Raw genomic sequence first — 21,646 nt, 5'->3', positions numbered from 1 at the left:
ACCAATATTGATTAAAATTACTGGCATAGATCGCTAATAATTTATTCATCTCAGTTACTTGCTTTTAAAATGCATTTTATTACACTGCATGGTAATTCAACCTCATTCAGATCAAGGTTTACGTGCTCATGAAAAAATTTATAATACTGGTGTTAATGATCCTTGCTTTTTTTACGATCGATCATCCACTTATAAAAGAGCCTCGAGAGAAATTACTAGGTGAAGGTATTAGTTTTTTAAGCGAGACAACTAAAGTCAATCGCAGCCCCGCAGCTAATATGACTAAAAGCCGTATAAAATCACAATTAAGACTGTCTGACTCAGGGAAAGAGTACGTAGAGAAAACCTTTACAACAGACGAGTCAGTGCAGTTGTTTAATTTACGTTATTGTCGTGAGCGTGAGTTAAACCTATATTTTTACGATGAGCGTTTAAATACTGTATGTAAAATAATATCTGAAGCGTTAGAACAAAGGTGAGCAAAGTAATGGATTTTTCAAAATTAAATAAGAAAGCCAGTGACTCGTTTCATAAACAGCGCAACATGCTTAAAAAACTAGCGCAGGGAAAAACACTAAAGTGCGAGAAGTGCAGTGGTGTTTTAACGCTAAACCTAGCGACCACCGAAGCTGGTAAAGGAGTAGTAAGGTGTAAGCAAGGTTGTACTGACATTATTCTGGAATTGGGTACTTAATCTGAATTTTGGATAATAAACCAATCCCAAGCCGCTATTTAACGTTGAATTTACTTGCAATAGGCCCACGTAATAAAAATAACCTGAGCACTAAAAGTACACCTAGTCGTCCCAGCCTTCGTCTGTATATAAGCCACTATTAAGCGCTACAATCTCAACAAGTTCAGCAAAACCTAAAGCAAAATCGCCCATTAGCTCATATTGCTGTAAACAGAGTAACTGTTCATCCATTAAATTTTGTGCTGCAATTTGGCTAATAATTTGCTCATCGAGTGCAAAAAAGCTCAGTGTAGCTTGAGCGCTCTCTAGTGCTTCTTTATATTGTACTTCTAATTGTGGGGCATCTAGCAGTTTTTGAGTGTACATTGTGGTTGCTTGTAAAAAACCTTCACTCCAGCTTTTACAAAAATAAATATCATAATTAGCAGGCAATTTATAACCAGCTTCAAACACCTGTTCGCTAATTTGATGATATAGCGCCATAAACAAAAACAATGTCTCTTCGTCTAAATCATTGGCTTTATTTGATAATATTGTATCGAGCCATTCATGCACATCAAGTGGTTCAGGAGAGCAAATTACGCCAAACAAATAACCTTGGCTTTGTAATAATGTCATTGCTTGGGGCTGGGTATCTAAAAATGTGCTGAGCTGCTTCGCGTGCAACTCAGTAAATTGAGGTAATTGCATTAAAACTCTTTATTAGTAAATATTAAAAATTGAGCGGGTAACGACCTTGATTATCTGGACGACCCAAAAACTTAACCGCATCATGTACATCTTTTGGAAGACTGGCATCAGGTTTAACATAGCCCGCGACTCTGAAGTCAAAATTAGCTTTAAGTGTAGCATCAGCCTCAAGGCCTAACGTATTATCTGGATCAATTAATATAGCAATATCGCCCGACTTACAGCTTAATTTACCAGCCAGAGGGCCAATATTAAACCACCCATTTAAGCCTTGTACGTCAATATTAGGACTCGCTATTTCACCCTTTAATGAATCACAATATGGTGCACCGGTGCTGTATTCATCAATTTCCAAAATTACACGCCCTTTAGCGGTTACAGGCAGAGGAAGTCGCACTCGTTGCATTGCACGCTCTACTGTCGAACGAACAAGTCCATCAGTCACTATAACTTCCTTATTAAAAAGCCCATAGCTTACATCCGCATAACCCGAAATATCACTGCGCTCACGTGCATTGCCAAATTTTACATTAGTATTTAGTTTACCTATAAATAACTGCCAGCCAGCAATATCCCAACGGACATTATTTAACTGCTCGTCATCAAAACGGACCTGCATCATTTGACCTTGCCAGACAGTACCTACAGTTTGCCCTATTTCTAATTGTTTTGGTAAATACGGCTTTGCGATATCAAGCGCAATAGCTGCCGGTAATTTCATAATACAAAACACGATAAAACTAAGTAAAAAGACAATCGATAACGTTATTATTTTTTTCATTAATTAATTCTCTAATACCAAACGACTTACACGAACGTAGCCCGATTTATCATCACGACTTAAATCTAAATTTTCGACACGTAAACCATGCTGATTCACCAATTCGTCAAGCCATTCTATTAACTGGTTAAACTCTACGGAATCAAGTGTTAAACGTAATGAACTATCACTTGGCTGCATTTTACTAATACTGATATTATAACGACTACGCGTTGAGTTAACTATCTGGCTTAAGTTTTGGTTGCTTTCTATTCGCGTATTACCTGCGGCTTTAAGCTTAACAATACTTTCATCGACCCAAACTAATAACTCTTGCTGCTTAATTTGTGATTTTTCAGCTCGCTCAATTGCATTATTTAATGGTCTAAAAATTCCCATTACTAATACAAAAATAATAAACACGCCACCAGCACCAACAACTAATTGTTGCTCTTGTTCTTTTAGCGAACGCCAATATTGTATTAACTGCTTTTTCATACTGCACCTCGCAGTTTTATTTCACCTACAACAAAGTCACCATCATTGTTTAGTGATCCCTGTTCTACGGTCAAGCCCTGCTTTTCAAGAATACTTTTAACTTTACCAAAAGTTTGAAAGTCTTTAGCTCGGGCACGAATGCGTAACTCATTACGACGTTTATCGTAGCGAAGCGTCTCGGGGGTAAATTCACTCACTTGCGAAAAAACATCTACTAACTGAGCTGTTAAATCTAAAAACCCAGCATCACTTGTACCTTGTACTTTTTTTAGTGCACCATTAATTTGGCTCTTAATTAGCTGTGGGCGTACTTTAGTACCTGGAAATGCATTTTGATAGCGTTCTACAACTTGTGCTTTTGCTATATCAACTTTGGTATTTAATTGATGCAACTCTAACGCCTTTATTGCGATTGTTGACGCTAAAGCAACGCCGGCAATAATTGCCGCACTTTGCCAGTATCCCCACCACAATGTACTTTTCTTTTTAAGCTGATACGTCCCTTGGCGAAGATTAAATTTAATCTGTCCAAGCTGCTTTGCAAATAATGCCAACGGTAAATCGTAATCACTCGTTTGTGCTTGCAAATTTACACTCTCAGGAAAGTGATTAGCAGGGCTAAAATGTTTGATTTCAGGATTACCCATGGCTGATAAGTAACCGTTTAACCAACTGGTTTCTACAGCACTGATATGCCATTGGCCTTGCTTAAATAACCACTGATTATTAAGCTCTATTGCAGTGACTATATCGTTATCAGCAAAAGGGAGTAATAGGGCATCAGGAATAATTGTATATACCGCTAAGTGATGTTCGTTAAATAGTGCTAACCATTGCTCAAACCATTCTCTGTCAGTCATTGCAATTCGAACTGCGTGCTGTTCGCCAACCATTGTTGACTCACCAACAGCAATAAATAACTCATCGACATCACACGCTATATCTTCTTCAAGCATATAGGGTAAAGCTTGTTCTAATTTGCGATTCCACTTTGTTGGCAAAATGACTGTTTTCAGTTGCACCTGATCGCAAGGAAGCAATACGATCACTTCCCGACTTTGTGCTTTCTCGCTCAGCTCACTTAAGTGACTCGCATTTAATAGTTCACCACTTGCTATTATTTCTTGTTCTTGCGGTGAATAAATTAACCAATTAAGGCTATCTTGTTCAGTTTGACCCGTGCGGATCAACAGTATCTCTGTCACTGTACGCCTCCAAATTTTCGCGCCAGTATCGTTACGTCGCCATTTTCGGCGTACAGTAAGGTGGTCATCGAAAAACGCAGGTCAACGAAATTTGCCTGCGTTTGTAATTTAAAATAACTACTCTTCATATCAAATAAGTTTTCAACAGCTTTGACGTTTTTTCCGCCTTGTTGCTGAACCACTTCAAAAAACTCATCTTTACTATCAAAGCCCGCCTGCGGACGCGCGGCAATAACCGCTTCAGCTCCTGATAAACTAAGCTCATCAATTAATGCGCTAAGTATAAGTGCTTGCTCTGGTGCTAATGTATTTACGTTAATAGAAAGCAGCTTGCTGCCAGGAATAACACATATATAAGGTAATACCTTTTCCATTACTAAAGGATTAAACCCTTTAACTAAACGCAACTCTGATGTAGAAGCGAATAAACTATTTGCAGTCATATATGGGAATTCACGTGATAAGTACTCGTCTTCTTCAGCGCCAGAGCGATAGGTTATGCTATCGCTATCAAGCCAATCAAATACACTATCGGCCATCGCCTCTTCTGATTCATTCGCTGGTAAATCATCTATATTTTCAAGAAGAGCAAACAAAGCTTTGTGCGCTGGGTTTGTTTTTTCTGCGCTGTTTGGATCGGGCTCTACGGCTAACGCATTCAAATTTAAGCATGCTTGTAAATCAGTGATTTTTCCACTCAACGTACCGTTATCTACAGGGTAAGGCACATCACCTTGTGTTGCCCATACTTGCTCTAACGTGGTTTTTTCTGCATCATCTTTTTTACTTTGAATAAGGGCTTTAATGGCAAGTTCTTCTGCGCCATAGGCATACCATTTAGCTTGCTGATGCCCTTGTAAATTGGTACTTTTTTGGACTTGCACCATTAAGTTTGCACTCATTTCTACAGCTAGAATTGCAGCTAAAGCAACAATAAATAATACAATGACTAAAGCGGCTCCACGCGAAGAGTGCTTATCCATTAAGGAGTCCCTCCGCTTGTTCTGTTTGAGGTTGTATTAGTAGAGTTCGTACTTGGTGGTACTACTATTTTCCCTTGCCCCGGCACTAAAAACACACGACGAATAGGTTCTGCGTCAACTTGCTGTAGAGTAACCGCAACGGCTTTAGGCAACGCTTTAATTTCCCATTTATCTTGCCATTCATTTTTATCATCTAAAAATTCAAACTTTAATTCTTCAATCCCTTCTAGAATAACTTGTACTCGCGGCTCCATGTTATCAAGCTGATCGACATAAACACGGTACACGCGCTCTAAGTTATCATCTATAACCCTATATCCAACGGCTTGAAGTTCAGAGCGTGGTAGTAAATTAATCGGGTTTATCCAACCATCGCGTACAAAAGCAATCCCATCATATTGACTATCAAGAACATATCGTCCGGCCAATAAATACAGCTCTTGCACATCACCAGATTCATTACGCACCGCTCGCTTTGTCATTTGGCTAAAATCTTGATCCATCAGTCTAAATGTAGTTTGTAGTCCATTAAGCTCGGCTATTTTTTCATCTGAGGCATCTTTCGCTCTCGTGGTGGTATCTAATATTTGGTGCGTAGCAATAATTACAAAAGCTAAGATCCCCAATGCCACCATAACTTCGAGTAATGTAAATCCACGTTGCTTCACTTACTTCTTACCTTTATTTAAATAGGTTGTAAGCTCATAAGTAGATTGCTCATACTTTTCATCGCTAAATACATTAATGGTCAGTTTTACAAAATTTTTATCTGCAGTAGGAATTACTTCTTGCTGCCAAAACCACTCTATCCCTGCCATTACTTCACTGCCTCGTGCGCCATTTTTACCTTGCCACTGCTCACCTTTAGTGCGCTGTTCTATTAAAACATTCTCAGCAACCCATGAAGCGTAAGTTTGCTCTTCAATCGTCGATAGATGGTGAATATGCTCGCCTGTTGCTTGCATAGCGGCAATACCTGCCATGGCACAAATACTCAATGCAACGAGCACTTCAAGTAAGGTGAAACCTTTATGGTTATGCATTTATTCTGGTTCTCGACGTAAATTAACTGGGGCTGTAAATTCACCTTCAATATAATAGACAGGCTCACTTTGCTCTTTTAATTCAAGTATTAGCTGAAATGCACTAACCTCTCCTGATGATAAAATAAGTACTTCTGGAATTTTAAGTTTTTTAAGTTCCAGCAAACTATCTTCGTCACCACCACTCATTAACTCACGCCAGTTAGCTTGCTCAAGCAAGTTATCTTGTGCCCAAGCTAAATCTTCAAGATTAAGTGTTACTTTAAAACGCTCATCAAACTCCGTTGGTTTAAACAAGTCTTCTCTATCGAAGATTATCCATTTTTCGCCATCAAAAACTAAAAACTCAAACACATTGTCATCTAAGTGAAAACCAAGCTCTACCTGATTTAAAATAGCAAATTCTGACGCCATATTAATGGTGGTATGCAGCCTAAGTGCCTGAGTATCTAGCTCATCCTCAGCTCCGCCTTCTAAGCTGTATACCACCATTTTTGTGGCAAAAGCGATAATCACTAATACCACTAAAATTTCGATCAAACTAAAACCACGCGTTTTTGCGTTTATACGCGTAGAGCTTACTTGCATAGTAAGCTCTCGTTATTTACGCATAAAAACAATGTACTCTTAATTTGCATTATTGTTTTTCTTCATCCCAGTTCCCAATATCATCATCGGTTCCGGGTTCACCATCTGGGCCAAAAGAGAAAATATCAAACTTACCAACTTCTCCAGGGCTAATTAACTGATAAGTATTACCCCAAGGATCCTCTGGTAGTTCACTGATAAACCCACCATCTGGAAAGCGTTTAGGAACAGGCTCAATACTTGTTTTATTAACAAGGGCTTCTAAACCTTGCTCTGTGCTTGGATAACTTTTATTTTTAAGCTTGTATAGGCTCATTGCATCTTCAAGCTGCTGAATATCTAAATGCGCTTTATCAATAGCAGCCTCTTCTTGTTGACCCATAATATTTGGTGCCACAATTGACATGATCATTCCGATGATAACAAGTACCACCATTACTTCTAGTAAAGAAAAACCTGATTGTTTGTTCACGTAATTACCTCATTATTCTAAAAATACTAATATATTAAAAAGTTATTTTAGGTTAAAGCCCAACGGCTTTATTCATTGCCATAATTGGCTGTAAAATTGCCATAACGATAAAAAGTACAATAACGGCCATTGACGCTATCATCGCGGGTTCTAATAACTTAAGCGACACATTAACCATACTTTCAAATTCGCGATCTTGGTTATTTGCAGCACGTTCTAACATTTGCTCCAACTCTCCAGATTTTTCACCACTGGCTATCATATGCAGCATCATGGGTGGGAATAATTTTGTTTGTTGAAGCGCAGCCCTTAGACTCGCTCCCTCACTTACTCTATCAGAAGCGTCAGCAACTGCTTTCTTAATTTTTTCGTTAACTAACACACCTCCTGATATTCGCATCCCTTCAAGTAGAGGTACCGAACTTGATGATAAAATACTTAGCGTGCGTGCAAAACGAGCTGTATTAACACCACGTGCAACTTTGCCAATTCCCGGCATATGCAGCACCCTATCGTCCCACCAAAAACGTATTTTTGGCTGTTTCAATGCATGCTTAATCCCAATAGCTATGCCTGTAATAGCAATTAAGCTAATAAACCAATAATTTTGCACAAAATGACTGCCGGCCATTACCCATTCTGTTGTCCAAGGTAATACTTGCTTGGTCTTTTCGAAGGTTTTTAATATTTTAGGTACAACTGTACCTAATAAAACCGACACAATACCAATTGCAAACACCACTAAAATAATAGGATAAACCATTGCTTGAGTAATTTGGCTTCGCATATGTTGACGCTGCTCGGTGTAATCAGCTAAGCGGTTAAGTACTTGGTCAAGGTGGCCCGACTTTTCACCTGCGGCAACCATTGCACGGTATAAATCGTCAAATACATGGGGGAACTCGCTCATACCATCAGCAAGCGTATAGCCTTCAACAACTTTTGAGCGTACTGACATAAGCATGCGCTTTAAACGCGGCCTTTCACACTGCTCAGCTACAGCCATTACCGCACCTTCAACTGGCAGTGCTGATTGAATCAGCGTTGCTAACTGACGAGTAATAAGTGCCAGATCAGATGTTGATATAGTGGGTTTAAAAAAGCTACCAAATAAAGGAGCTTTTTCACCTTTAACTTGTTTATCACTTTGCGCTGCTGGAACCACTTCGAGCGGCGTTAGCTTTTGTTCACGTAAAACTTGACGTATTTGTCTAGCCGTATCAGCTTCTAAAATACCTTTTTTTTCTTTACCTCTACCATCGAGAGCACGATACTCAAACGCCGCCATAATTAACCTTCCTCACGGGTAACACGTAATACTTCTTCAAGTGTTGTTTTACCTGCGAGTACACGGCTACAGCCATCTTGGCGAATACTAGGGCTACGCTTACGAATGTATTTTTCTACGCTTTGCTCACCTTTACCGTTGTGAATCATTTCGCGTATTGTTTCATCAACTACAAGTAACTCATGAATACCCGTACGACCACGGTAACCGTTAAAGTTACACTCTTCACACCCGACCGCTCGGTAAATTGTCGGTTGGCTTTCAAAAGAGGCGCCTAACAGCTGGCATTCATGCTCATCAGCCGTGTGACCTTCTTTACAGGTATTACATAACGTACGTACTAAGCGTTGCGACAACACACCGAGTAACGACGATGAAAGTAAGAATGGTTCAACACCCATATCTTCCATACGTGTAATTGCACCCGATGCGGTATTTGTATGCAGAGTAGACATAACAAGATGACCGGTAAGTGACGCTTGAACACCAATTTGCGCCGTTTCAAGATCGCGTATTTCACCCACCATTACTACATCAGGATCTTGACGTAATATTGCACGTAAACCACGCGCAAAGGTCATATCAACTTTAGCGTTAACCTGTGTTTGACCAATACCCGGAATCTCATACTCGATTGGATCTTCAACTGTCAGAATGTTGCGATCGCGTGAATTGATTTGACTCATACCAGCATACAACGTAGTACTTTTACCAGAACCCGTTGGCCCTGTGACTAAGATAATGCCATGCGGTTTACTGATTAAATCAGAAAACAATGCACGATTTTCTGCGGTCATACCTAAATCTTCTAGATTTAAACGTGCGTTATTTTTGTCAAGTAAACGCAGTACTACACGCTCACCAAAGCTTGATGGCATTGTAGATACACGTACATCAACTGCACGCCCAGCAATACGCAAACTAATACGGCCATCTTGAGGAATACGTTTTTCGGCTATATCAAGCTTGGCCATTACTTTAATACGCGATACAAGTAACGATGCGAGTTTACGATTAGGCTTAAGGACTTCTTTAAGTACACCATCTACCCTAAAGCGAATAACAAGCTCTTGCTCGAAGGTTTCGATATGAATATCAGATGCCCCTTCCTTTATCGCTTCACTGAGCATGGCGTTAATAAGTTTGATGATTGGTGCATCATCATCACCGGCGAGCAAATCTTCTGTTTGTGGAAGTTCATCGGCGAGTGAGAACAAATCAACCTCATTCCCTATATCTTCCATCATTTGTTGCGTTTCAGAGCTATCACGTTGATAAGATGCTTCCAATAACAACTCAAACTTATCGTCAGCCAACTGCTCTAATGTAAAACCATTACCTGCAATACGGCGCACTTCTAAAAGTACTTCTACGTCAAGCTCACCACGATAATATACAATACGATTATCTTTATTTTTACTTAGCAATACACCTGCGCGCCTTGCATAAGAAAATGGTAAACGTTTAGCTGGTAACTCTATTAATACATCATCTGCTAATAGCGCATCCTGATGATGCGTATTAGGATGAACCACATCTTGGTTTATCTCTTGTATCGCATTAGTCATCTTTACGCTCTTGTGCATTTTGCTTACGTAAATGTTCTTCATACGTTGGTGGAAGTATTAATTCATCGTTCCATTCAGGCAATATTGGCGAATCAGTCGCTGGCATTAAATCAATCCCATCTTCGCGCTGTTTAAATTGCTCACCACGGATAAAGTTATACTTATTAAAACTTAGCTTATTCATGCTTACACCATCACGAATAATTGTTGGGCGAATAAATACAATAAGATTACGCTTACGACGTGTTGTATTGGTTGATCTAAACAAGTGACCTAAAATAGGAATGTCACCTAATAATGGTACCTTCGATACGCTTTCTTGCACGTCTTCATCAATTAAGCCGCCAAGCACAACCATACCGCCATCATCAGCCATAACAGTTGTTTTAATTGAACGCTTATTTACTGAAATATCAACTGCCGTTGCACCACTTACACTTGATACTTCTTGTTCAATAGTAAGTTGTACCGCAGAGCCATCATTAATCTGCGGGGTAACAATTAGTTTAATACCTACTTCTTGACGTTCAACCGTTTGAAATGGGTTAGCATTATTACTGCCGGTTTGTGATCCAGTAATAATAGGTACTTCTTGACCGACTAAAATAGATGCTTCTTCGTTATCCATTGTAGTAATAGACGGTGTAGCCAAAATATTCGAGTTTGTATCGGTAGCTACTGCTTGAATGATTGCACCCCAGTCATTTTTAACAACACCCAGCGCCAGACCATTAATGCCACTAAGTAAGGAAGCTAATGGACCATAATCACCTTCGGTTGTTTCTGTATAGGGCGTTACAGTACCAGATTCTGTTCCTATTATATTTTTGGTAACCGTTACATCTTGTGCTTGCTCCGCCGCAACAGCTAATGAGCCAACGGGAACCGTAGTGCCGTTGTTAAACTGTAACATACCGCCCTGCTCAGAAATCCACTGCAGGCCTAAGTTAACCCCGTCGCCTTCCATTACTTCAATAATAATTGCTTCAACTAATACTTGTGCACGACGAATATCAAGACGCTCAATTACCGACTCTAGTGAGCGCATGGTGTCTGGCTGCGCGGTAATAATTAATGAATTTGAATCTGGGTGAGCTTCTATACTGCTTTCATTGCTGTTTCTGCTACGAGTTTTAGTTGTGCCGCCTTGCGCGTCATCAACAAGTGACTTACTCACACCTTGCAATACTTTTACTAAATCTTCAGCTTTAGCATAATTGAGGTAAAACACCTTGGTGTTACCTTGGCTTTCTAATTCACCATCTAAGCGTTTAATAAGTTCTATAGCACGCGTACGTGCTTGGCCTTCGCCACTTACAATAACGCTATTAGTTCGGCCATCGGCAACCACTTTAGGAATTAAAAATTCAGGAACACTGCCTTTACCACTGTCTTTATAAATGTTATCGACGACCGATACTACATCATCAGCAGTTGCATACTTAAGCTTTACTATATCTACACGCTTGTCACCGGCTTGATCAACCGAACGAATAATTTCAACTAATCTATTAACCGACGCAGCATGACCCGTTAGCATCATAACGTTAGCCGCATTAAAATTAGCAACATGACCACCATCTTTTTGATCGCTAAACTGACGAACTAATGGACCTAGCTCTTGTACGCTTACGTTTTTAACGCGCACAACGCGTGTAATCATCATGTCGCCACTAGCTTCATTACCCTCTGTAATAAGTGGGACATTTGATTTTTTAGCGTCTGAACTTTTCTCAACCTTAATAATGCCATTGTCCATTTCAACAGCTGAGTAGCCATAAACTTCTAATACATTTAAAAAGAACTGATAATAAAGTGCTTCATCCATCAACTCATAACTGCGCACATTCACTTTGCCGCGTACATTTGGGTCAATAATCACTGTTTTATTAAGATTTTTACCAACAATGTTAATAAACTCGTTGATATCTGTGCCTTTAAAGTTAGCTGCATACTCAACAGCAGAAACAGACAAAGAAATACTTGCTGCTAAAAAAAGTGCTGCATACTTAGCTAACCCTTTTTTAATTTTTTTGAGGTGTAGCACCTGAACCATTATATTAAAACTCCAAAGCTAAGTTATTACAGGCTAAATTGCACATCTAGTTGCTCGCCATCACGTTCTATAGTGATATTAGCATCTGTGCTATTGCGCAGCTCATTAATAGCTGACATTGCCTGTTTTAAATCTGTTAATTGATAGCCATTAATCGCAATAGCTAAATCGTTATTTTGTAATCCCATTTGCTTAAATAGCTCAGGTTCTTTTCCTGGACTTAAGCGATAACCTATAAGTACTCCATCACTCATCGCTTGTGAGACACGTATATAGTCAAATAATTTACCTGGTTCTTCGAGTAACTCTTCACGTGTTTCTATTAAGGCTTCTCTTACTTGTGGATCTGCGGTTGCATTTATTTTTTGATCGTTTGATGCTATTAGCATCTGTGGTCCCATTTCTGAATCGTCTCGGGCAGCAAGAACAGGCATTGATACTTTTTTTGTGAAATCTAAACCATCAAGCATTAATGTTTCAAAGCCACCACTTACGCTTAAAATTACACGATCTGGTAATATTTGTGCAACTTTCGCACGTGTTCCTTGTATAACTTCTTCCGCTAAGTAACTTATTTGTTTTCCTTGTGATTCTATAATAGCCACACCTGCTTTATCATCATGGCTTACCGCCACTATACCTGTTAAATTTATACTTAAGCGTGTTTCAGGTGCATTGTTAATAACTTGTGATTGCCGCGTAGTACTATTATTTGTTGCAACTTTTTTACCAAACAAAAATTGCTCCACTATATGCTGCGTAGAGCGATTACCAGCGACACCCTTGGTTTGATTAGCGTAGTGCATTGGAGTAAGTGGAGATACAACCGGATTTGGCCACATAAGCCAAACCAATTTTGATAATAAAAAAGCAAGATAAACAACAACTAATAGAGTCACTAATGCACTTAATTTTGCATGTGGTAAACGAATTAAAAATTGTTTAAGTTGCTGTATTTGCTGTTCCATAAATAATATTCTTATTTTAATTTACTGCGTAAGCGCGTACCCATAGTACCCTTTCATTTTTCATTCAACAAGCACGCTAATATTAAACTTTGTAAACAGAATGAGTTGACTCACTCTCTCAAGGCAAAACAGACTGCGATTATAATACCTTCAGCCTACAATGATTTCATGATAAATTTTAAGTTATAACACACTAAATTAAATGCCTTATGAGTAAAAAAAGTAACAGCCACGTAAGTTCAGACCATAAAGATGAGTTAAAAGTTCGATTAGATAAGTGGTTATGGGCCGCTCGCTTTTATAAGACTCGTGCGACTGCACGTGAAATGGTACAAGGCGGCAAAGTGCATTATAATGGACAGCGTACAAAAGCGAGTAAAATAGTAGAAGTTGGCGCAAACATAAAACTTGCACAAGGAGTAGATGAAAAGCTGATAACTATACTCTCAGTGCTTGAAAAACGCCAAAGCGCCCCCATTGCACAGACCATGTATCAAGAATCTGATGCCAGTATTGCTAAACGCGAAGAGAACAGCATCGCACGTAAAAATAACAGCTTTTTTGCCCCTCATCCGGATAAAAAACCGGATAAAAAGCAAAGACGCGAACTTTTAAAAATGAAATCAAGTTAGGTATAGCCGCTCATGCAACAAGATTTACTTCACCGTTATTTATTCAACGAACTAGATGTTCGTGGCGAACTCGTACAAATCGAGAATGCTTATAATGAAATGATTGCCGACCATAATTACCCAGACCCTGTTAAAGCATTACTTGGTGAGTTACTCGTTGCAACCTGTTTACTTACTGCTACCTTAAAGTTTGAAGGTGAAATTGCTGTACAGCTTCAAGGTGATGGCCCAGTTAAATATGCAGTTATAAATGGTGATGACAAACAAAACATGCGTGGTATTGCGCGCCTGCAAAGCGAAATTACGGGCACAACTGTAAAAGAGCTTATTGGCCAAGGCTATATGGTAATCACTATTACACCAGATAAAGGTGAACGCTATCAAGGGATAGTACCGCTAGAGCATGACACTCTTAGTAAATGTATCGAAAGTTACTTTGAGCAGTCAGAGCAGCTAAAAACACGCCTTTGGTTTGCAACCGACACATCAGAAGGTAGCGCAAAAGCATGTGGTCTATTTTTACAAGTACTCCCAGTTGATAAACAAAAATCAATTGAAGACTTTGCACACCTAGAAGCATTAAGTAATACAATTAAAGATGAAGAACTATTACACCTTGATGCGAACACCGTCCTTACACGCCTTTACCACGAAGATAATCCTCGCGTATTTGAACCTCAAGCGATTAAATTCAAATGTGGTTGTAGTCGTGATAAAACAATTACTGCACTTGTTAATATTGGACAAGAAGAACTACTCAAAGATGTAGCTGAGAAAGGGACTGTTAACATTAACTGCCATTACTGTTTAAAAGAGTATGTTTTTAACGAACAAGACATAAAAAGCATTTTCAACTAAATGTTCAGCTTCATCTATATATAGTAATTAAAGCCGCAAAATATGCGGTTTTATATTATAAAAAGATGATACCGGTGTCATATTTTCTGCTAATTCCATGACACCGGTATCATTGAAATTATTCATGTTTTTTCTTAAATATATGTGTTTTTAGGGGCTTTGCGGGCTCGAATATCTTAAAACCTTCTGTTACTATAATTTCAGTTTAAGGGCACTGATAACCCCAGAGCTATCCGTTCAAACTCTCACACATAGTTAGGTATAAACATGACTACAGGCGCTACACGTTTTGTCGATTTAACCGCAGCTGAACTTGTCGAGCATGCGATCCGCCGTGGCGAAGGTACTTTAGCCGCAAATGGTGCTTTTGTTGCAATTACAGGAAAACGCACTGGCCGTTCACCAAAAGATCGTTTTATTGTACAAGAAGCGACAACTCAAGATGACATTCAATGGGGCAACGTTAACCGCCCATTTAATGCAGAAAAATTTGACGCATTATGGGCTCGCGTAGAAGCACATGTTCAAAGTAATGACCACTTCACCTCTCACCTAGAAGTTGGCGCTGACCCTGAGCATTATTTACCTGTAGTCGTAACTACAGAAACAGCGTGGCACCATATTTTTGCCAAAAACATGTTTATCGAACCACAAAACTATAACGCCTCAAACTTACCACAATGGCAAGTAATGAACGTTCCTTCGTTTGTATGTGAGCCGGAACGTGATGGCACAAATAGCGATGGCACCGTTATTATTAACTTTGCACAGCGTAAAGTATTACTAGCAGGTATGCGCTACGCCGGTGAAATGAAAAAATCGATGTTTTCTGTACAAAACTTCCTACTACCAGCAAAAGGTGTATTACCAATGCACTGTTCTGCTAACGTTGGTGAAGCAGGCGATACAGCATTATTCTTCGGTTTATCTGGTACGGGCAAAACAACTCTTTCAGCAGATCCTACTCGCTTTTTAATTGGTGATGACGAACACGGTTGGGCACCTGGAAGCGTGTTTAATATTGAAGGCGGTTGCTATGCTAAATGTATCGACCTGTCACAAAAGAACGAACCTGTAATTTGGAATGCAATTCGCTTTGGTACTATTTTAGAGAATGTAGTGCTAGATGAGAAGGGCGTTCCTGATTTTCACGATACAAGCCTTACTCAAAACAGCCGTGCAGCATACCCACTTGAACACGTTGAAAAACGTAAAGTAGAAAACCGCGCAGGCGAACCAAAAGCCGTTGTATTTTTAACCTGTGATGTAAGCGGTGTATTACCACCGGTATCTGTTCTTAGCGAAGAAGCGGCTGCTTTTCACTTCTTAAGTGGATACACAGCTAAAGTTGGCTCAACTGAGATTGGCTCTACTAGCGATATTGAATCAACATTCTCAACCTGTTTTGGTGCACCATTTTTCCCACGCCCTGCTGGTGTTTACGCTGAGCTTCTCATGAAGCGTGTACGCGAGTTTGGCGCTAAAGTGTACCTTGTGAATACAGGTTGGACTGGCGGCCCTTACGGTACAGGCAAGCGCTTTGATATTCCAACGACTCGCGCTGTAGTTGATGCTATTGTATCTGGTAAATTAACAGGCGTTGAGACTCAACATATTGATGTTTTAAACCTAGATGTGCCAGTTGCCGTTCCGGGTGTAGATACAAACTTACTTAACCCTATTAATACGTGGGAAGATAAAGCTAAATACAATGAATACGCAGCAAAACTTGCCGCAGACTTCACTGAGAACTTTGCTAAGTACGACGTATCAGATGATATAAAAAATGCAGGACCTAAAGCTTAAATAAACTTTAAGATTGTATTTTAACGCCAGCCTTGAGCTGGCGTTTTATTTTTTAAATATGCATTGTAGAAGTGCGACAAAATGTCGCACTTTTCTTCTCTAAAACACTATAAAATACCTAATAATTATTGTTTAAGTACACTCACTTATTACGGCTACTTTATTCATGCTTCCAAAGCTTTCTTGGCAAAAGATATTTAGACGATTACACCTTTATTTAGGCTTATCAATAGGGTTTTTACTCACTGTTATTGCATTATCTGGCTCAGTATTAATATATTACCCACAAATAGATTCACAACTGAACCTCACTAAAGTAAATATAAAGCATACAGACAAAGTCGACTGGGATTTGGCATACAAAAACTTAAAAACGGCTTTTCCAGATAAGTATGGGCCCTGGCGGCTTGAGGTAACAGATGACAATTCAATCATACCGGCTCGTTACTATAACCCTGTAGAAACACAAAATCGTGAATTTGCAACCTTAATGATTTGGCTCTCAAATGATAAATATAAAGTAATTCGAAAAGATTACTGGGGCGATTATTTTGTTACGTGGTTATATAACCTGCACTTTTCATTACTCACAGGAAGTACCGGCATTATAATTGTGGGGTATATAGGCATTGCCACATTAATCCTTCTCATATCTGGGTTATTAGCATGGTGGCCAAAAAAAGGTCAATGGATAAAATCGTTAAAATTTAAACGTCGCAGTTCTAAAATAGGCCTACTTTATGACTGGCATAAATTAATTGGTTTAAGCTTGTGCATCCCATTATTAGCTCTAACGATTACAGGGATTATGCTTGCTATTCCAAAGCAGACAGATCCTATATTAACCGCTTTAGTTAGCGATATAAACTCCCCTTCAAAAACACAAATACAGCCGAGTAAACAATCTAATATTCCTTTATCGCAAGCGATACTAATAGCTAAAAAAGCATTACCCGGTGCGCGTTTAGCTTGGATTGAAACACCATCAAACTTAAATGCTATTTACAGATTTAGATTTCAAACTGTAGACGATCCTTCGTATCGCTTCCCACATAGCTATATAGAGGTTAATGCACTTACAGGAAAGTTAGAGATCGTGTTTAATATAGATAAGCAAAGTACGGCTAGTAAAATAAAAAACTGGATACACCCTCTACATGACGGCAGCATTGGCGGTAACATTTTAAAAGTCATTTGGGTGTTGAGTGGCTTCGGATCTGTAGCATTGTTCTTTATTGGCATATATAGATGGTTAATTAGAACCAAGAGAATATAAAATAAACTTTAGTTTAAGGAGTACACAAAACACTTTTTAGTAAGTCTTATCGATAGTTTTTAATATAAAGTATATGGCCTTAGTTAATCTTAGGATTAAAAATTAATAACGCTCAGTACATATGAAATTAAAGCAGCCCCTAACCGCCTATCTGGCTATAAAACAATTAATGAAGGGTAGTTAATACTGCAAGTTTAGATAGGAACTCCATGAAGACTATTATTTAAAAACCTCATGCCCATTAGATTTAAGTTCTATGCGTAAACCTCTGTATCAACCTCTGCCTAACTATTTTTATTCTCTTCAGTAACCTACCCAAAGCGTATATAAAGGCTTAAAGGTCATGTTCAATACTTATCATAAGGCCAGATAATTAACGCTTTTATATTAGGCCAGATGTTAAACCAATTGGTATTATTTACCCACAGTACAAATGCTACCACTCATTGTCGAGCGGAGGTTTTTTATGCTTTTGACGTCGGGAGTCGCTACGCTCGCCCGACCTACGTGATGGGTGTTGCTGTGAATGTGTATTAATTGCGCGTATTTCACTTTTCTGCAGACGTAAAAAAGCCCGAATCGCTAGATTCGGGCTCTCTACAATGTGAAGTCGGTGCGCTACGCAGTAGAATGTCATGGTACCCACAGCGGTGGAGAGCCACAGTGAAATGCTACATTATACTTTGTGTCGGGAGTCGCTGCGCTCGCCCTACGTGATAGCTGTTGAATAAGTGCGCATTAATTATCCGCATTTCACTTTTCTGCAGACGTAAAAAAGCCCGAATCGTTAGATTCGGGCTCTCTACAATTTGAAGCCTGGTAATGTCCTACTTTCACATAGCAAATGCTACACTATCATCGGCGCTGTTTCGTTTCACTACTGAGTTCGGCATGGGATCAGGTGGGTCCAAAACGCTATTGTCACCAAGCAAATTTGGGCGTTAATACGTATTTCTGCGCACTAACTGAATTTGGAAAATATCTGATAATATTTTTTAAGTCTTTCTAAGTAATTTCTACTTTAGTTATATTAACTTCTTCGCGTGTTTCACTATCACATAAAACGCGTTTGGCGTTGTATGGTTAAGCCTCACGGGTAATTAGTACAAGTTAGCTTAATGGCTCACACCACTTCCACATCTTGCCTATCAACGTTGTAGTCTTCAACGGCCCTTCAGAGACTTTAAAAGTCTAGTGAGAACTCATCTCGAGGCCTGCTTCGCGCTTAGATGCTTTCAGCGCTTATCAGTTCCGAACGTAGCTACCGGGCAATGCCATTGGCATGACAACCCGAACACCAGCGGTTCGTTCACTCCGGTCCTCTCGTACTAGGAGCAACCCCTCTCAATTCTCAAACGCCCACGGCAGATAGGGACCGAACTGTCTCACGACGTTCTAAACCCAGCTCGCGTACCACTTTAAATGGCGAACAGCCATACCCTTGGGACCGACTTCAGCCCCAGGATGTGATGAGCCGACATCGAGGTGCCAAACACCGCCGTCGATATGAACTCTTGGGCGGTATCAGCCTGTTATCCCCGGAGTACCTTTTATCCGTTGAGCGATGGCCCTTCCATTCAGAACCACCGGATCACTATGACCTACTTTCGTACCTGCTCGACGTGTCTGTCTCGCAGTTAAGCTGGCTTCTACCATTACACTAACCGTACGATGTCCGACCGTACTTAGCCAACCTTCGTGCTCCTCCGTTACTCTTTAGGAGGAGACCGCCCCAGTCAAACTACCCACCAGGCACTGTCCGTAACCCCGATTCAGGGGCCAACGTTAGAACATCAAAACTACAAGGGTGGTATTTCAAGGTTGACTCCAACAAAACTAGCGTCTCATCTTCAAAGTCTCCCACCTATCCTACACATGTAGGTTCAATGTTCAGTGCCAAGCTGTAGTAAAGGTTCACGGGGTCTTTCCGTCTAGCCGCGGGTACACAGCATCTTCACTGCGATTTCAATTTCACTGAGTCTCGGGTGGAGACAGCGTGGCCATGGTTACACCATTCGTGCAGGTCGGAACTTACCCGACAAGGAATTTCGCTACCTTAGGACCGTTATAGTTACGGCCGCCGTTTACCGGGGCTTCGATCAAGAGCTTCTCCCTAAGGATAACCCCATCAATTAACCTTCCGGCACCGGGCAGGTGTCACACCGTATACGTCATCTTGCGATTTTGCACAGTGCTGTGTTTTTAATAAACAGTCCCAGCCACCTGGTCACTGCGGCTCCCGTCCGCTTAGAGAGCAAGTCTCATCACAGATAGGAGCGTACCTTCTCCCGAAGTTACGGTACGATTTTGCCTAGTTCCTTCACCCGAGTTCTCTCAAGCGCCTTAGTATTCTCTACCTGACCACCTGTGTCGGTTTGGGGTACGATTCCATATAATCTGAAGCTTAGAGGCTTTTCCTGGAAGTATGGCATCAGCAACTTCATCACCGTAGTGACTCGTCTCGTGTCTCAGGTTTAGTGTTCGTCCGGATTTACCTAAACAAACGCCCTACTCACTTTCACATAGACTACCAACGCTATGCTTGCTTAGCCTGCTCCGTCCCCCCATCGCAATTATATCGAGTACAGAAATATTAATCTGTTTCCCATCGACTACGCCTTTCGGCCTCGCCTTAGGGGTCGACTTACCCTACCCTGATTAACATGGGATAGGAACCCTTGGTCTTCCGGCGTGGGAGTTTTTCACTCCCATTATCGTTACTCATGTCAGCATTCGCACTTCTGATACGTCCAGCATACCTCCCGGTACACCTTCAACCGCTTACAGAACGCTCCCCTACCACTCAGAATAAATTCTGAATCCGCAGCTTCGGTGCATAGTTTAGCCCCGTTACATCTTCCGCGCAGACCGACTCGACCAGTGAGCTATTACGCTTTCTTTAAAGGATGGCTGCTTCTAAGCCAACCTCCTGGCTGTCTGGGCCTTTCCACATCGTTTCCCACTTAACTATGACTTTGGGACCTTAGCTGGCGGTCTGGGTTGTTTCCCTCTTCACGACGGACGTTAGCACCCGCCGTGTGTCTCCCGGATATTACTTTACGGTATTCGGAGTTTGCAAAGGGTTGGTAAGTCGGGATGACCCCCTAGCCTTAACAGTGCTCTACCCCCGTAAGTATTCGTCCGAGGCTCTACCTAAATAGATTTCGGGGAGAACCAGCTATCTCCCGGTTTGATTAGCCTTTCACTCCTAGCCACAGGTCATCCCCTAACTTTTCAACGTTAGTGGGTTCGGTCCTCCAGTTGATGTTACTCAACCTTCAACCTGCCCATGGCTAGATCACCGGGTTTCGGGTCTATACCTTGCAACTATTCGCCCAGTTAAGACTCGGTTTCCCTACGGCTACCCTATTCGGTTAACCTCGCTACAAAATATAAGTCGCTGACCCATTATACAAAAGGTACGCAGTCACCCAACAAGTGGGCTCCTACTGCTTGTACGTACACGGTTTCAGGTTCTATTTCACTCCCCTCACAGGGGTTCTTTTCGCCTTTCCCTCACGGTACTGGTTCACTATCGGTCAGTTGGGAGTATTTAGCCTTAGATGATGGTCCACCTATATTCAGTCAAAGTTTCACGTGCTCCGACCTACTCGATTTCACTTAAAATGTCTTTTCATGTACGGGACTATCACCCTGTATCGTGGCGCTTTCCAGCAGCCTTCCATTAACACATAATAAGCTTAAGGGCTGTTCCGATTTCGCTCGCCGCTACTTTCGGAATCTCGGTTGATTTCTTTTCCTACGGGTACTTAGATGTTTCAGTTCTCCGCGTTCGCCTCGTTAACCTATGTATTCAGTTAACGATACCTGCAAGCAGGTGGGTTTCCCCATTCGGAAATCCTAGTCTCAAGCGCTTTTTACTAGCTTGACTAGGCTTATCGCAAGTTAATACGTCCTTCATCGCCTCCAACTGCCAAGGCATCCACCGTGTACGCTTAGTCACTTAACCATACAACCCAAACGGGTCTTTGTTTTGTGACAGTTTAACTTCGCCAGAAGTTAATATTGAATACTAAAGTAGATACCAATCAATCAACTCATAAGAGTTAACTAAATGGCACTCAATGGTACTGCTACCATTGTTTTTTTACTTTTGAAAACTCTTGATAAATACAATGTATTCATCAGAATTTTATTATCAGCTTTTCCAAATTTTTAAAGAGCATATTAATTAGTTATCCCAAAGGGACAAGCACTAATTAACAATCATCTGTGTGGACACTACGAACAAATAAGTTCT

Annotated in this window: 19 protein-coding genes and 2 rRNA genes; 6 read left to right on the top strand and 15 right to left on the bottom strand. The window is 40.5% G+C overall.

Translation table 11 applies throughout. The features are described from left to right. Positions 1-128: 128 nt before the first annotated feature. Positions 129-479: a hypothetical protein gene (locus AOR04_RS01325; protein ID WP_096792302.1), complete on the top strand. Its 351-nt coding sequence runs from the start codon at positions 129-131 to the stop codon at positions 477-479. An 8-nt stretch (positions 480-487) separates the two neighbouring features. Next, on the top strand, positions 488-694 hold the full coding sequence (locus tag AOR04_RS01320; RefSeq protein WP_007378567.1) for a hypothetical protein: 207 nt from the start codon (positions 488-490) through the stop codon (positions 692-694). A gap of 102 nt (positions 695-796) precedes the next feature. Here AOR04_RS01320 and AOR04_RS01315 read toward each other — a convergent pair whose 3' ends face one another. Genes AOR04_RS01315 through gspC form a run of 13 tightly spaced genes read right to left on the bottom strand, consistent with a single transcriptional unit; the run spans position 797 to position 12,813 of the window. Beyond that, complete coding sequence (locus AOR04_RS01315) at positions 797-1,384, bottom strand: UPF0149 family protein (protein WP_007378568.1); 588 nt, start codon at positions 1,382-1,384, stop codon at positions 797-799. Positions 1,385-1,406: 22 nt separating this feature from the next. Further along, complete coding sequence (locus AOR04_RS01310) at positions 1,407-2,165, bottom strand: type II secretion system protein N (RefSeq protein ID WP_007378569.1); 759 nt, start codon at positions 2,163-2,165, stop codon at positions 1,407-1,409. A gap of 3 nt (positions 2,166-2,168) precedes the next feature. Then, a complete protein-coding gene (gene gspM, locus AOR04_RS01305) occupies positions 2,169-2,642 on the bottom strand; it encodes a type II secretion system protein GspM (RefSeq protein ID WP_007378570.1) in 474 nt (157 codons plus the stop codon). After that, positions 2,639-3,847: a type II secretion system protein GspL gene (gene gspL, locus AOR04_RS01300; protein ID WP_096792301.1), complete on the bottom strand. Its 1,209-nt coding sequence runs from the start codon at positions 3,845-3,847 to the stop codon at positions 2,639-2,641. Before gspL ends, gspM begins: the two co-directional genes overlap by 4 nt. Next, the gene (gspK, locus tag AOR04_RS01295; protein WP_007378572.1) at positions 3,844-4,830 is read right to left on the bottom strand and encodes a type II secretion system minor pseudopilin GspK; all 987 of its coding nucleotides are present in this window, start codon (positions 4,828-4,830) and stop codon (positions 3,844-3,846) included. The genes gspL and gspK overlap by 4 nt, the downstream gene beginning before the upstream one ends. Next, entirely contained in the window at positions 4,830-5,498 is a 669-nt protein-coding gene (gene gspJ / locus AOR04_RS01290; RefSeq protein WP_007378573.1) for a type II secretion system minor pseudopilin GspJ, read from the bottom strand. The genes gspK and gspJ overlap by 1 nt, the downstream gene beginning before the upstream one ends. Beyond that, entirely contained in the window at positions 5,499-5,873 is a 375-nt protein-coding gene (gene gspI, locus AOR04_RS01285; RefSeq protein WP_007378574.1) for a type II secretion system minor pseudopilin GspI, read from the bottom strand. Continuing rightward, the gene (locus tag AOR04_RS01280) at positions 5,874-6,461 is read right to left on the bottom strand and encodes a prepilin-type N-terminal cleavage/methylation domain-containing protein (protein WP_096792300.1); all 588 of its coding nucleotides are present in this window, start codon (positions 6,459-6,461) and stop codon (positions 5,874-5,876) included. It abuts the gene before it with no gap. Between the two features lie 49 nt (positions 6,462-6,510). After that, entirely contained in the window at positions 6,511-6,933 is a 423-nt protein-coding gene (gene gspG, locus AOR04_RS01275) for a type II secretion system major pseudopilin GspG (RefSeq protein ID WP_007378576.1), read from the bottom strand. 52 nt (positions 6,934-6,985) lie between these two features. Beyond that, positions 6,986-8,221, bottom strand: a complete 1,236-nt coding sequence (gspF, locus tag AOR04_RS01270) for a type II secretion system inner membrane protein GspF (RefSeq protein WP_008137591.1) — start codon at positions 8,219-8,221, stop codon at positions 6,986-6,988. Between the two features lie 2 nt (positions 8,222-8,223). Next, positions 8,224-9,789, bottom strand: a complete 1,566-nt coding sequence (gene gspE, locus AOR04_RS01265) for a type II secretion system ATPase GspE (RefSeq protein WP_096792299.1) — start codon at positions 9,787-9,789, stop codon at positions 8,224-8,226. Then, entirely contained in the window at positions 9,782-11,845 is a 2,064-nt protein-coding gene (gene gspD / locus AOR04_RS01260; RefSeq protein WP_096792298.1) for a type II secretion system secretin GspD, read from the bottom strand. The genes gspE and gspD overlap by 8 nt, the downstream gene beginning before the upstream one ends. Before the next feature lie 26 nt (positions 11,846-11,871). Then, a complete protein-coding gene (gene gspC / locus AOR04_RS01255) occupies positions 11,872-12,813 on the bottom strand; it encodes a type II secretion system protein GspC (RefSeq protein ID WP_096792297.1) in 942 nt (313 codons plus the stop codon). 209 nt (positions 12,814-13,022) lie between these two features. Here gspC and hslR point away from each other — a divergent pair, with 209 nt between their 5' ends. The 4 genes from hslR (at position 13,023) to AOR04_RS01235 (ending at position 17,385) form a co-directional block, all read left to right on the top strand. Further along, the gene (hslR, locus tag AOR04_RS01250; RefSeq protein WP_007378582.1) at positions 13,023-13,445 is read left to right on the top strand and encodes a ribosome-associated heat shock protein Hsp15; all 423 of its coding nucleotides are present in this window, start codon (positions 13,023-13,025) and stop codon (positions 13,443-13,445) included. Between the two features lie 12 nt (positions 13,446-13,457). After that, a complete protein-coding gene (hslO, locus tag AOR04_RS01245; RefSeq protein ID WP_096792296.1) occupies positions 13,458-14,303 on the top strand; it encodes an Hsp33 family molecular chaperone HslO in 846 nt (281 codons plus the stop codon). Between the two features lie 267 nt (positions 14,304-14,570). Continuing rightward, positions 14,571-16,109, top strand: a complete 1,539-nt coding sequence (locus AOR04_RS01240; protein WP_033038379.1) for a phosphoenolpyruvate carboxykinase — start codon at positions 14,571-14,573, stop codon at positions 16,107-16,109. 166 nt (positions 16,110-16,275) lie between these two features. Then, the gene (locus AOR04_RS01235) at positions 16,276-17,385 is read left to right on the top strand and encodes a PepSY-associated TM helix domain-containing protein (protein WP_096792295.1); all 1,110 of its coding nucleotides are present in this window, start codon (positions 16,276-16,278) and stop codon (positions 17,383-17,385) included. Between the two features lie 814 nt (positions 17,386-18,199). On the opposite strand, the gene rrf is transcribed toward AOR04_RS01235, so the two are convergent. Both rrf and AOR04_RS01225 read right to left on the bottom strand, forming a co-directional pair. Continuing rightward, a 5S ribosomal RNA gene (rrf, locus tag AOR04_RS01230) occupies positions 18,200-18,314 on the bottom strand. Positions 18,315-18,464: 150 nt separating this feature from the next. Next, positions 18,465-21,355, bottom strand: a 23S ribosomal RNA gene (locus AOR04_RS01225). Between the last annotated feature and the right edge of the window lie 291 nt (positions 21,356-21,646).

The sequence above is a fragment of the Pseudoalteromonas sp. 1_2015MBL_MicDiv genome (genome assembly GCF_002407505.1).
GTDB lineage: Bacteria > Pseudomonadota > Gammaproteobacteria > Enterobacterales > Alteromonadaceae > Pseudoalteromonas > Pseudoalteromonas fuliginea.
The sequence above is the reverse complement of the archived record's forward strand: the minus strand, read 5'-3'. Positions and strand labels throughout refer to the sequence as shown.